Below are 12,249 nucleotides of genomic sequence, written 5' to 3'. Positions count from 1 at the left end.
GTTTTTCAGGTCTTACAAGATCTTATGAGATCTTCATAAAGCTTGGTAAACCTACTAAGGTCGGTCCATGGACAGCATCCGTAACCCCTACACGCCCAACGCGGGTGCCTCGCCTGAGATCATCGTGGGGAGGGACGAGCACAAGCGTGCCTTCGACATGCTTCTGCAGCGACTCCAGAGGGGGCGCACCGAGCAGTCCATGATCATGACGGGGCTGAGGGGCGTCGGCAAGACCGTTCTCCTCAACGAGTTCGGCGAGATGGCCCGCGCGGCTCATTGGGAAGTGCTGGAGATTGAAGCTTCCAAGCACAGCGACGTGCACTTCCGGCAGACGATCGCCTCGCTCCTCAAGGGGGCTCTGCTCCGGCTCTCTCCCCGGGCCCGCTGGTCCGACATCGGGCGGCGTGCCGCGCAAGTCGTCACATCGTTCGCCGCGACGGTCGACCAGCAGGGCACCTGGTCGCTGTCGTGGGACGTCGAAGCGGCCGAAGGTCTGGCCGACCACGGGAATCTGGCCATGGATCTCACGGACGTCTTCGTGGCGGTCGGGGAAGCCGCCAGAGAGAGGCAGCGGGGGGTAGCGCTGCTCATCGACGAGGTGCAGTTCCTCTCGGCTGTCCAGCTGGAAGCTCTGATCCAGGGCGTGCACAAGACTGTGCAGAAGAAGCTGCCGCTGACGTTCGTGGGCGCGGGGCTTCCTCAGATCGCTGAGCTGGCTGGTGATGCCAAATCCTACGCGGAGCGCCTCTTCAAGTTCCCCAAGATCGACTCGTTGAGCGAATCGGAGGCAGAACAGGCGCTCCTCGAACCAGCCCAGACCGAAGGGGTCGTGTTCGACCGGGGTGCACTAGACCTCGCGAGGTCCATCACGAAGGGCTACCCCTATTTCATCCAGGAGCTCGGCTATCAGGTCTGGGAGATTGCAGAAGGCCCCACCCTGACGCGCGAAGATGTCGAGCAGGCCCGTGAGGTCTATGAGACGAAGCTCGACAGCTCCTTCTTCCGGGTACGCCTGGACAGGGCCACACCATTGCAGACGGCCTACATGCGCGCGATGGCCGAGCTCGGCCCTGATGCCCAGAAGGCATCGGACGTCGCAAGGGTGATGGGTCGGGAGTCCACCCAGCTGGGCCCGACCCGAGCCGAGCTGATTGACATGGGCCTCTTGTACACGCCGGAGCACGGCTACGCTGCTTTCACCGTGCCCGACTTCGACAAGTTCATGCTTCGCGCCGTGCCATCGTTGAACGTCCCTCCTGTGCAGAAGAGAAGCAAGAAGAAGTAGCCGCCATCCGTCAGCCAGGCCAGGCACGAGAACGAGCGGTATGCCTTGGTCTGTCGATCAGAGCCTCGCCAGCCAGACATGCACCGATCGCGTGAACCTGCAGCAAGGGTCAGGTGCATCGGTCTTGTCAGCGGTCGTTGCGCAGCCGTCCGTAGATGCACAGGTCGTGGCGGACCCCGTCGATCGGGTACGCCTCACGGAGCGTCCCCTCCAGGGTGAAGCCGAGCCTCTCGGCGAGCGCCCTGCTGCGCTGGTTGTCCGCCGCCGTGCGCAGCTCGACGCGGTGCATCCCCTCGTCCTCGATGAGCGTCTGGACGACGGCGCGTACCGAGCGCGTCATGATCCCGAGCCCCTGGTACGCAGAGCCCAGCCAGTAGCCGATCTGTGCCTTGTCGACCTCGCGGGTGATCCGGGCGCCGACCACGCCGGCGATCTCCCCGCGGTAGACGATCGCGCTCGGGAGGGCGCGTCCTTCGGCCCACGAGCGCTGGCCGGCGGTGACGTACTCGAGGGTCTCCTCGCGGGTGAGGTCGGGCCGGGCGATCTCTTCCCACGGACGGAGGTGGTCCAGGCTCGAGAGCACCAGGGCGTGGATCGCGTCGGTGTGGTGGTGGTCGAGCAGCACCAGCTCGATGTCGTCGTCGACGCGTGAGGCGAAGGTTCTCGTCATCCCCCGACCCTAGCGACGGGATGCCGTCCGGTGAGGTCGCACCTCTCCGCAGAGGTCGAGCCCCAGGACCTCGGCCTCGCCGCAGCCGTCAGCTGCGCTTGGCGACCGTCAGCAGCACGACCGAGTCTTCGTCTGCCTCGAGGGAGTGCCGGGCGTCGGGGATCACCAGCAGCGCACCCGGCGCCCCGTGCCACGTGTGGTCACCGCAGACGAGGCGGACCCGTCCCTCGAGCACCTGCAGCGTCGCCTCCCCGGGGCTGTCGTGCTCGGCGAGACCTTCACCGGCGGTCAGGGCGATGATCGTCTGCCGCAGCGTCTGCTCGTGCCCCCCGTAGACGGTGTGCGCGCTGCGTCCGTTCGAGGACATCCGGGCCTCGTCGAGGGTGGTGCGGGCCTTGGCTGTGAGCGAGAGCTTCTCCATCTCTCGAGCCTCCCAGCCCAGAGCTCGCAGCACACGTGACCTAGGCCCTGGATCACAAGACCTCACTGCCCTCCAGCGAGGCGGTGAGTCCGTTTGGCGGACCGCGTCCCGCCTGTCGGACTGGGCCCTAGGACCCCGGAGGGCCTCGTGAAGTCGTCGGACGATAGTGGCACCGGCGTACCCGCCCGGCCCCCATCTTGAAGAGAAGATCACATGAGCTCCCTTCCTCACGGCCGCATCGTCGTGGTCGGCGGCGGCATGGTCGCCCACCGGTTCGCCGAGCACCTGTGCCAGCGCTCGCCCGAGGGCGACTGGACCCTCACCGTCATCGGCGACGAGCCCCACGCCCCCTACGACCGCGTGCACCTCTCCGAGTTCTTCGCAGGGCGCACCCCGGACGACCTCGTGCTCGACGCCGGACCCTGGTCGGACCCGCGGGTCACCCTCGTCACGGGTGACGCCGTCGCCGACCTCGACCTCGCGGGGCAGACCGTCACGACCCGCTCCGGCCGCGTCGAGGCCTACGACGACCTCGTGCTCGCCACGGGCTCGTGGGCCTGGACCCCGCGCACCGACGGCACGGACCTGCCGGGAGTCTTCACCTACAGGACGATGGCCGACGTGGTCGCCCTCGACGAGTGGGTCCGGCTGCGCTCAGAAAAGCTCGGCCGGCCGCTCGCGGGGGCCGTCGTCGGTGGGGGAGTCCTCGGCCTCGAGGCCGCCGCCGCCCTGCAGACCCTCGGCACGAGCGCGACTGTCGTGGAGTTCTCCGACAGGCTGATGAGCGTCCAGCTCGACCCGGGCGGTGGCGAGGCGCTCCGCGTCCTGGTGACCGACCTCGGCTTCGACGTCCGGACCTCGACGGGCGCGACGCGCCTGGGCGCAGCCGGCGACGGAGCCGTCGCGACCATGGAGCTCTCCGACGGGTCGAGCGTCCCCGCCGACGTCGTCGTCTTCTCGACGGGCGTCCGCCCCCGCGACAGGGTGGCCCGCGAGGCCGGCCTCGCGGTCGGCGAGCGCGGCGGCGTCGTCGTCGGCCCGACGTGCCGCACCTCCGACCCCTCCGTGTGGGCGATCGGCGAGTGCGCCTCCTACGAGGGCGAGTGCACGGGCCTCGTGGCACCGGGCAACAAGATGGCCGAGGTGGTCGTCGACCAGCTGCTCGGCGGGACTGCGACCTACGAGACCTTCCCGGAGGGCACCCGCCTCAAGGGCGTCGGAGTCGAGGCCGCGAGCTTCGGCGACGTCTTCGCCCTCACCCCTGGTGCCCTCGAGGTGACCTTCGCCGACCCCGTCGCGAAGACGTACAAGAAGCTCGTCGTCTCTGACGACGCGAAGGTCTTGCTGGGTGGGGTCTTCGTCGGCGACGTCGCGCTCTACCCGTCGCTGCGCCCGATGCTCGGCCGCCCGCTCGGCGCCGACCCGTCGGCCTTCCTCGCCCCCGAGGGCGGCGCCGGCGTGCCGTCCCTCGAGCTGCCCGACGACGTGGTCGTCTGCTCCTGCGCGAACGTCACGGCAGGCACGGTCCGCGGGGCCGTGACCGAGCACGGGTGCACGAGCGTCGGTGAGGTCAAGGCCTGCACCAAGGCCGGGACGGTCTGCGGGTCGTGCGTCCCGCTGCTCACCAAGATCGTCAACTCGACCCTCGAGAAGTCCGGCATCGAGGTGTCCCGCGCGATGTGCGAGCACTTCTCGATGGCCCGCGCCGAGCTCTACGACCTCGTGCGCCGCGAGGGGCTGCGGACTTTCTCCGAGATCGTCGGGGCCCACGGGACCGGGCGCGGCTGCTCGGTCTGCAAGCCTGTCGTCGCCTCGATCTTGTCCTCCCTCGGCCCCGGCCACGTGCTCGAGCCCGAGCAGGCAGCCCTCCAGGACACCAACGACCACGTCATGGCGAACATGCAGAAGGACGGCACCTACTCGGTCGTCCCGCGCGTCCCCGGGGGCGAGATCACCCCGGAGAAGCTCCTGGTGATCGGCGAGGTCGCGCAGGAGTTCGGCCTCTACACGCGCATCACCGGTGCCCAGCGCATCGGGATGTTCGGGGCGCGGATCGACCAGCTCCCCGCGATCTGGACCCGCCTGGTCGACGCCGGCTTCGAGTCCGGTCAGGCCTACGGCAAGGCCCTGCGCAACGTGAAGTCCTGCGTCGGGCAGGCCTGGTGCCGCTTCGGGGTCAAGGACTCCGTCGGCATGGGGGTCCAGATCGAGATGCGCTACCGAGGGCTGCGAGCGCCGCACAAGTTCAAGATGGGTGTCTCCGGCTGTGCCCGCGAGTGCGCGGAGGCCCGGGCCAAGGACGTGGGCATCATCGCGACCGAGAAGGGCTGGAACGTCTACGTCGGCGGCAACGGCGGCTTCACCCCGCGCCACGCCGACCTGCTCGCCGAAGACCTCGACGACGAGCGCCTCATCCAGGTGATCGACAGGTTCCTCGCCCTCTACGTCCGCAGCGCCGACAGGCTCCAGCGCACGGCGCCGTGGGTCGCGGACTACCCGGGTGGGATCGCGGAGCTGCGGCGTGTGGTCGTCGACGACATCCTCGGCATCGGCGCGGAGCTCGAGGCCTTCATGGCCCACCACGTCGAGAGCTACCGTGACGAGTGGGCCGAGACCCTCGCGGACCCCGAGAAGCTCAGCCGCTTCGTGTCCTTCGTCAACGCCCCCGACCAGCACGACCCCGACCTCTCGTACACGTCCGAGCGCGGGCAGGTCCGGCCTGCTCAGGCCGGAGAGGTCGCCGACCCCAACCCCGTGATCGCTCGCACGCTGGAGGTACGACGGTGAACGCCACGACTGATCGCTGGACGCGGGTGTGCTCGCTGACCGACCTCGTCCCCGAGCGTGGGGCGGCTGCCCTCGTCGACGGTGTGCAGGTCGCGCTGTTCAGGCTCGAGGACGACAGCGTCCTGGCCGTGCAGCAGCACGACCCCTTCTCCGGCGCGAACGTCCTGTGCCGCGGTCTCGTCGGGTCCGTCGGCGACGTCACTGTGCTCTCCTCACCGATGTTCAAGCAGGTGTGGTCGCTGCGCACGGGCGAGTGCCTCGACGCCGGTGGCAAGGAGCCGCAGGACCTCGCGACCTTCCCCGTGCGCGTCGACGGCGGCGACGTCTTCGTCGGACCGGCGGTCGTGCGGTGACCGGGCCCGCGCTGCCGAGCAGCGTCCCTGGTCCGGCCGACGAGGCCTCGGCTGCGTCGGCACCCGTCCCACCGACGATGCTCGGGCTCGACCTGCGCGGTCGCCGGGTCCTGGTCGCGGGCGGCGGACCTGTCGCGACCCGACGCGTCGCCGCCATGCTCGACGGCGGAGCCGACGTCCTCGTGGTCGCACCCGAGACGGGCGACGAGCTGCGGACGCTCTCCGCGACGGGCCGCGTCTCGCTCGCCGAGCGGACCGTGGAGCCTGCAGACGTCGACGGCTGCTGGCTGGTCCACGCCTGCACCGGTGACGCCGCAGCCGACGCGATGCTCGCCGCGCGCGCCGACGCCGACAGGGTGTTCTGCGTCGTCTCCTCCGACGTCTCGGTCGGTTCCGCGCGCACCCCGGCCACGGCCGCGGTTGCCGGCATGGTGCTCGCCGTGACCTCGACGGGTACGGCCGACCCTCGGCGGGTCGTCGCCGTGCGGGACAGCCTGGTCGCGCTGGTGCGCGGCGGGCAGGTCGACGTCGGCGCTGCGCGTCGAGGCGCGGCTGGGCGTCGAGGGGTGGCCGGTCTACCGGGTGGTCCTGGAGGTGCCCTGAGCACCGAGGGTCTCGACGGCTGGGCCGCGGCGGCCGCTGGCGTGCCCGACCCGGCGGCTGCCGCAGCGACCGTGGTGACCTCGACGTCGGGTGCCGCCCCGACAGCCGAGCCGTACACCTCCCTCCTGGGCGGCCCCGTCCTGCGACCAGGCACCGTCGCGCTCGTCGGCGGCGGGACGGGCGACCCTGACCTCATGACGGTCAGGGCACGCACGCTCCTCGCGCAGGCCGACGTGGTCGTCGCCGACAGGCTCGGGCCCACGGCCGTGCTGACCGAGCTCGCCGACCACGTCGAGGTGGTGCACGTCGGCAAGAGCCCGGGCATCCACCAGGTCCCGCAGCAGGGCATCAACCAGATCCTCGTGGACCGGGCGCAGGCAGGGCTGCGGGTGGTCAGGCTCAAGGGCGGAGACGCCTTCCTCTTCGGTCGCGGCGGTGAAGAGGTCCTCGCCTGCAGGGCTGCGGGCGTCCCGGTCCAGGTGGTGCCAGGGATCACGTCGGCTGTCGCGGCGGCCGAGGTCGCGGGCATCCCGGTGACGCACCGCGGGACCGCCGACAGGGTGCACGTGGTCAACGGCCACGGCAGGCTGACCGACCTCGACCTCGCGGCGCTCGCGACGCCGGGGGTCACCGTCGTCATGCTCATGGGGCTCGCGGGCATCGAGCGGATCGTGGCCGAGGCCCTCGCGGGCGGTGCCGCGCCGAGCAGACCTGCGGCTGTGGTGGTCCGGGCGACCCTGCCGGGGGAGCAGGTGGTCCGCGCCCCGCTCGCCGAGCTCGCGAGCGCCTGCCACACGGCTGGTCTCACGTCGACAGGGGTCATCGTGGTCGGCGAGGTCGCCCGCGAGGGGTTCCTCGACCCGGCCGCGCCAGGTCGTGCGGCCGAGGCCCCGCCGAGCCGCAAGCAGCTCCGCGAGGCCGCGGCCGCGGCCGCACGCGCCTGACCCTGTCGGACGAGGTCGTCCCTCTACCCACGAGGCCGTCCCTGCACCCACGAGGTCGTACAGACACGCCGTTCTGCGGGTTGACCACCGCGATCTCGGCGTGTCCGTACGACCTCGAGGCAGCGAGGACGACCTCGGGGGATGCGGGCGACCTCGGGGGATGAGGGTGATCTCGGGGTCGTGCTCAGGTGGGTTCGGTCAGCTGAAGTCGCAGCCCCTGACCCGGGACCACCGGGTCCGGCGCCTATAGAGGTCGAGGTAGATCGTGTAGATCGCCCGCCGCACGTAGGCCTCTGCAGCGTGGGGCTGTGGCGCCGACTTCCGGGAGAAGACCTTCACCAGCGCGTCCTGCACGAGGTCTTCGGCGTCGCGGACGTTCCCGCTCAGCAGGTGCGCGTACCCGAGGAGTGCCCGGTGCCTCGTGCGCACCAGCTCTCCCATGTCGTGCTCCCAGTCGTCCATCTCGTCCCCTGTCCTGGTGTCGCTGTCACACATCATGACGCTCGGGGTCGGCAGAACAGTGGGGGTGAGTTTCTGGGTGACGCGCTGTGGGCTGATGTGACCCGCAGGGTCAGCGGCAGGCAGCCTCGCCGTCTACCTGGACCGGCGTGTAGCCGAAGGCCCCCGTGAAGAGGTCGACGAACCGCGCAGCGTCGTCGGGAGTCTCGAAGGCCACGGCGTAGCCGAGGGTGAGCCTCAGGTCGTCTGTCGGCGACACCCCGGCGAGTGCGCTGAGGGCCGCGGGCTGGCAGGCCAGCGGGAGGAAGTGCTCCTCCGGTGCGTAGCCGATGTGCTCGAGGGTCCGCCGGGCAGCGGCCTGGACGACCGCGGTGTCTGTCCTGTCGGCCTGACTCCGGGGCCCGTACCCTTCGACAGGCGAGAACCAGACGACGCTCTGGGCTGTCGCGGTCCCTGCCTCGAGCGCAGGCGTGACGTCGGTGGGCCAGTCGAGCGAGGCGGACGACTCGTCGAGGGCGACCGCCGGGCTCCCGGCGGCCGAGCCGTCGGGAGCGCCGGCACCGGTGGGGGTGCCCTCGGACATCGTCCCGGCCGCGTTCCCGAAGTACCTCACGACACCACCGTCGTCTGTCTCTGCGAGCGTCATGCTCAGCGCTGGTCCGACGACGAGGCCTGGGTCGCCGATCTCGGGCCAGGTGGCAGGACTGGGCGCGTCAGGGTCTTCGACGCGGGTGATGCCGTAGACGGTGTAGGTCCCGGGCTCGTACGCACCCGGCTGGGAGACCTGACCGCAGGCCTCGACGCCCCAGCTCGACAGCACCGCGACGCTGTCCGCGTCGAGCGAGGTCTGCATCCTCGACCACGTCGTCGGGCTCGCCGGAGGGGTCGCGACGACCACGCCGTCCTTGACCAGCACGAAGCCTGTCGGGCCGACGACCGTGCGCTCCACCTCGTCGGCACGGACGTTGACGTAGAGGGTCGGCAGAGGCTCGGTCGTCGAGAACGGCCGGTCGTCGAGCGGACCAGAGGTGATGTCCTCACCGTCGAGGTCGCCGACCGCGGCGGGACGGTTCGCGGTGAAGGAGTACATGATCGACGGGGACGCCGTGGCCTCGAGGTAGTCGGGTGCGGGCTGCCCGCACAGCGTCCTGATGCTCTGGCCGCGCGGGTCGTCCGGGAGGGCGACGACAGGCGCGTCGTCGTCACGGAAGAGCTGGAGTGCGGCGAGGGCGCCCGTCGCGGTGACGGCGAGGCAGGCCGCCGTCGCGCCGGCGACCAGCACGGGCCTGCGGCGCCTGCGCTGCCTGACGGTCGCGAGGACCTGCTCGGTCGCCGCGTCGCGGTCGACCCTCGAGGCGCCGAGAGAGGCCAGGGATCCGAGGTCGTCGCGCAGGGTGCGGTTCACTGTCGTGTCCTTGTCGTCGGGCTGGTCTGGTGCGCAGGAGCGCGGTCGATCTCCGGTGCGGAGGTGGTGGGCGGCGCGAAGCGTGAGTGGTCTCCGGCGCCGGGCAGGTCGTAGCGACCGGACGGGTCGCCACCGCCGTCCGCGGAGCCGCAGTCGGTCTGGTCGGGCTCCACGGAGCCCGGCTCGACAGCCGGGGACGCACCGAGCGTGACCGGAGAGTCGTCCGGGAGCTCGACGTCCTCGCCGAGGATCGCCCGGAGGGCCTGGTGCGCGTCGGACAGGTGCCGCTTGACAGTCCCCGGAGCGCACCCGAGAGACTGCGCCACCTGCGGGACCGTGAGGTCGTCGTAGTACCGCAGCACGACGCAGGCGCGCTGTCGGGGGGTGAGAGCGTCGAGGGCCACGGCCACGTCGAGCTGGGCGCTCGTGGCCAGCTCAGCACTCTCCTGGCGGTCGGCGACCCCCACCAGGTGCTTGATGCCGGACCACCGTCGCCGTCGCCTGTACTGGTCGAGGTAGAGGGTGAGGATCGCGCGGCGCACGTAGGACTCCGAGGTCGCGGCCTCGGGCGCGCGACGACGGCTGAACACCTTGACGAAGGCGTCCTGGACCAGGTCTTCGGCTTCCTTGACGTTGCCGCACAGGAGGTAGGCGTAGCCGGTGAGCGCGCCGATGCGCTCGCGCACCATCCTGCTCAGGTCGTGCTCGTCGGTCATCGGTCCCCCTGCTGTCCCTGCTGCCCGGTGCCGACAGTCGTCGGTGCCCTCACCCCTCCACAACGCACCGTGCCCGCAGAACGTTGGGGCGCGTCCCCCTGCGCACCCCGTCCGGCCTGCGTAGACTGCCCGCTACGTCGACCGAGTGTGATCGGCGTCACACGCGACGGACGTCGTGTGCGGTGCAGTCGTCAAGGAGGACGGATGCTCGAGCTCGGAACCACCAGTCTTGTCATCGTCGGCGCGATCGCGGTGATCGGGGCGCTCTCCCTCGTCGTCGCCGTCGTGCTCAGGCGCCAGGTGCTCGCCGCCCCCGAGGGCACGGACAGCATGAAGGAGATCGCGCTCGCGGTCCAGGAGGGGGCGTCGGCGTACCTCAGCCGACAGTTCCGGACCCTCGCGCTCTTCGTCGTCGTGGTCTTCGGGCTGCTCTTCGTGCTGCCCGGCGACGCGAGCATCCGGGTGGGCCGCTCGGTCGCCTTCGTCGTCGGGGCCGGCTTCTCGGCCGCGATCGGGTATCTCGGCATGTGGCTCGCGACCCGTGCGAACCTCCGCGTCGCCGCGGCCGCGATGCACCCAGGAGCCCGGACCGAAGGGGCCCGCATCGCCTTCCGCACCGGGGGAGTGGTCGGCCTGTCCGTCGTCGGTCTGGGGCTGCTCGGTGCCTCCGGGGTCGTGCTGCTCTACCGCGGCGACGCGCCGTCGGTCCTCGAGGGCTTCGGCTTCGGAGCAGCGCTGCTGGCCATGTTCATGCGCGTCGGTGGTGGCATCTTCACCAAGGCCGCCGACGTCGGCGCGGACCTCGTCGGCAAGGTCGAGCAGGGCATCCCCGAGGACGACCCGCGCAACGCCGCGACCATCGCCGACAACGTGGGCGACAACGTCGGCGACTGCGCAGGCATGGCCGCAGACCTCTTCGAGTCCTACGCCGTGATGCTCGTGGCCGCGCTGATCCTCGGCAAGGCGACCCTCGGCGAGCAGGGGCTCGTCTTCCCGCTCATCGTCACCGCGGCTGGGGCCTTCGTCGCGCTGCTGGGCATCGCGACCACCCGGGTGCGCGGGACGGAGAGCGGGCTGCGCGCCATCTACCGCGGCTTCTACGTCTCCGCGCTGCTCGGCGCGGTCCTCGCTGCGGTCGCGGCCTTCGCCTACCTGCCCGCGACCTTCGCCGAGTCGCCCGGGACCGCCGACCTCTCCGACGTCACGAGCGACCCGCGGGTCGTCGCGAGCCTCGCGGTGCTCGTCGGGGTGGTGCTCGCCGGCATCATCCTCTGGGTCACCGGGTACTTCACAGGGACGACCTCCAAGCCGACGCTGCACGTCGCCGCGACGTCCCGGACCGGCGCCGCGACGGTGATCCTCTCCGGGATCGGTGTCGGCTTCGAGTCCGCCGTCTACACCGCGGGGATCATCGCCGCGGCGATCTGCGGGGTCTTCCTGCTCGCGGGCGGCTCCGTCTGGCTCTCGCTGTTCCTCGTCGCCCTCGCCGGCTGCGGGCTGCTCACCACGGTCGGAGTCATCGTCGCGATGGACACCTTCGGGCCGGTCTCGGACAACGCCCAGGGGATCGCCGAGATGTCGGGTGACGTCGACGAGGAGGGCGCCCAGGTGCTCACCGACCTCGACGCCGTCGGCAACACGACCAAGGCGATCACCAAGGGCATCGCGATCGCGACGGCCGTGCTCGCCGCGACGGCGCTCTTCGGCTCCTACGCCGACGCCGTCCAGTCGGCGCTGCGCGACGTCACCGACGCCGCGAGCACGGGGATCGTCACGTCGATGCTCAGCTTCTCGATCATCTCGCCCGTCACCCTCGTCGGGGTGATCCTCGGGGCGGCGACCGTCTTCCTCTTCTCCGGGCTGGCCATCGACGCCGTGACCCGGGCGGCCGGGGCGATCGTCTTCGAGGTCCGGCGCCAGTTCCGCGAGCACCCGGGGATCATGACCTACGAGGAGCGTCCCGACTACGGCCGGGTGGTCGACATCTGCACCCGCGACTCGCTGCGCGAGCTCGCGACACCTGGCCTCCTCGCGGCCTTCGCACCGATCGCCGTCGGCTTCGGGCTGGGGGTCGGTCCGCTCGCCGGGTTCCTGGCGGGGGCGATCGGCGCCGGGGTGCTCATGGCCGTGTTCCTCGCCAACTCCGGGGGTGCGTGGGACAACGCGAAGAAGATCATCGAAGACGGTGCCTACGGCGGCAAGGGCTCACCCGCCCACGAGGCCGTGGTCATCGGCGACACCGTCGGCGACCCCTTCAAGGACACCGCCGGCCCCGCGATCAACCCGCTCATCAAGGTGATGAACCTGGTCGCCGTGCTCGTCGCGCCCGCGGTGGTCGCGATGAGTGTCCCGGCCGACGCGAACCACACGCTCCGCATCGGGATCGCGGTCGTGGCCGCGCTGATCGCCTTCGGGGCGATCGTCGCGAGCCGGTTGCGGGCCGCACGCGTGGACGCGGCGTCGCTCACCGAAGAACCCGCGGGTGCTGCGCGACGACCTCAGGATCGCTGACCGACCGGGGACCGGCCACTGACCGACCGCTGACCGGCTGCGGTAGGCGCAGGCCGGCCGACCAGCAGCCTCGACCGCATGACCGCATGACCGCC

At 70.9% G+C, this 12,249-nt stretch carries 10 protein-coding genes; 5 read left to right on the top strand and 5 right to left on the bottom strand.

All coding sequences use genetic code 11. The annotated features are described in order from the left end of the window. The first annotated feature begins 67 nt into the window (after positions 1–67). Entirely contained in the window at positions 68–1,285 is a 1,218-nt protein-coding gene (locus HZZ10_RS03920; protein WP_056127813.1) for an ATP-binding protein, read from the top strand. 127 nt (positions 1,286–1,412) lie between these two features. Here the strand turns inward: HZZ10_RS03920 and HZZ10_RS03915 are convergent, their stop codons facing one another. Continuing rightward, positions 1,413–1,955, bottom strand: a complete 543-nt coding sequence (locus tag HZZ10_RS03915; RefSeq protein ID WP_179912490.1) for a GNAT family N-acetyltransferase — start codon at positions 1,953–1,955, stop codon at positions 1,413–1,415. A gap of 88 nt (positions 1,956–2,043) precedes the next feature. Next, positions 2,044–2,376, bottom strand: coding sequence for a cupin domain-containing protein (locus HZZ10_RS03910; RefSeq protein WP_179912489.1), 333 nt, complete (start codon positions 2,374–2,376; stop codon positions 2,044–2,046). Between the two features lie 213 nt (positions 2,377–2,589). Between HZZ10_RS03910 and nirB the strand changes: the two genes are divergently transcribed. The 3 genes from nirB to cobA are packed head-to-tail and all read left to right on the top strand — an operon-like array spanning position 2,590 to position 7,063. Further along, the gene (gene nirB, locus HZZ10_RS03905) at positions 2,590–5,163 is read left to right on the top strand and encodes a nitrite reductase large subunit NirB (RefSeq protein WP_179912488.1); all 2,574 of its coding nucleotides are present in this window, start codon (positions 2,590–2,592) and stop codon (positions 5,161–5,163) included. After that, positions 5,160–5,516 carry a nitrite reductase small subunit NirD gene (nirD, locus tag HZZ10_RS03900; protein ID WP_056127826.1) on the top strand — a complete coding sequence of 119 codons (357 nt, stop codon included), beginning with the start codon at positions 5,160–5,162 and terminating at the stop codon, positions 5,514–5,516. The genes nirB and nirD overlap by 4 nt, the downstream gene beginning before the upstream one ends. Further along, positions 5,513–7,063 carry a uroporphyrinogen-III C-methyltransferase gene (gene cobA, locus HZZ10_RS03895; RefSeq protein ID WP_179912487.1) on the top strand — a complete coding sequence of 517 codons (1,551 nt, stop codon included), beginning with the start codon at positions 5,513–5,515 and terminating at the stop codon, positions 7,061–7,063. The genes nirD and cobA overlap by 4 nt, the downstream gene beginning before the upstream one ends. Before the next feature lie 198 nt (positions 7,064–7,261). Here cobA and HZZ10_RS03890 read toward each other — a convergent pair whose 3' ends face one another. From HZZ10_RS03890 to HZZ10_RS03880, 3 genes are all read right to left on the bottom strand, one after another. Then, positions 7,262–7,525 carry a sigma factor gene (locus HZZ10_RS03890; RefSeq protein WP_228087017.1) on the bottom strand — a complete coding sequence of 88 codons (264 nt, stop codon included), beginning with the start codon at positions 7,523–7,525 and terminating at the stop codon, positions 7,262–7,264. Between the two features lie 109 nt (positions 7,526–7,634). After that, entirely contained in the window at positions 7,635–8,927 is a 1,293-nt protein-coding gene (locus HZZ10_RS03885; protein ID WP_179912486.1) for an RAD23 family protein, read from the bottom strand. After that, entirely contained in the window at positions 8,924–9,643 is a 720-nt protein-coding gene (locus tag HZZ10_RS03880; RefSeq protein ID WP_228087013.1) for an RNA polymerase sigma factor, read from the bottom strand. Before HZZ10_RS03880 ends, HZZ10_RS03885 begins: the two co-directional genes overlap by 4 nt. Positions 9,644–9,847: 204 nt before the next feature. Here HZZ10_RS03880 and HZZ10_RS03875 point away from each other — a divergent pair, with 204 nt between their 5' ends. Next, the gene (locus HZZ10_RS03875; RefSeq protein WP_056127851.1) at positions 9,848–12,154 is read left to right on the top strand and encodes a sodium-translocating pyrophosphatase; all 2,307 of its coding nucleotides are present in this window, start codon (positions 9,848–9,850) and stop codon (positions 12,152–12,154) included. Positions 12,155–12,249 lie beyond the last annotated feature (95 nt).

It is taken from the genome of Sanguibacter inulinus (assembly GCF_013415325.1).
Classification (GTDB): Bacteria; Actinomycetota; Actinomycetes; order Actinomycetales; family Cellulomonadaceae; genus Sanguibacter; species Sanguibacter inulinus.
Note: the sequence above shows the minus strand (reverse complement) of the source record. Positions and strands in the feature narration are given on the sequence as shown.

Coding starts and splice junctions, on each gene's coding strand:
- HZZ10_RS03920 (WP_056127813.1), top strand. CDS start 68: ATGGACAGCATCCGTAACCCCTACACGCCCAACGCGGGTGCCTCGCCT.
- HZZ10_RS03915 (WP_179912490.1), bottom strand. CDS start 1,955: ATGACGAGAACCTTCGCCTCACGCGTCGACGACGACATCGAGCTGGTG.
- HZZ10_RS03910 (WP_179912489.1), bottom strand. CDS start 2,376: ATGGAGAAGCTCTCGCTCACAGCCAAGGCCCGCACCACCCTCGACGAG.
- nirB (WP_179912488.1), top strand. CDS start 2,590: ATGAGCTCCCTTCCTCACGGCCGCATCGTCGTGGTCGGCGGCGGCATG.
- HZZ10_RS03890 (WP_228087017.1), bottom strand. CDS start 7,525: ATGGACGACTGGGAGCACGACATGGGAGAGCTGGTGCGCACGAGGCAC.
- HZZ10_RS03880 (WP_228087013.1), bottom strand. CDS start 9,643: ATGACCGACGAGCACGACCTGAGCAGGATGGTGCGCGAGCGCATCGGC.
- HZZ10_RS03875 (WP_056127851.1), top strand. CDS start 9,848: ATGCTCGAGCTCGGAACCACCAGTCTTGTCATCGTCGGCGCGATCGCG.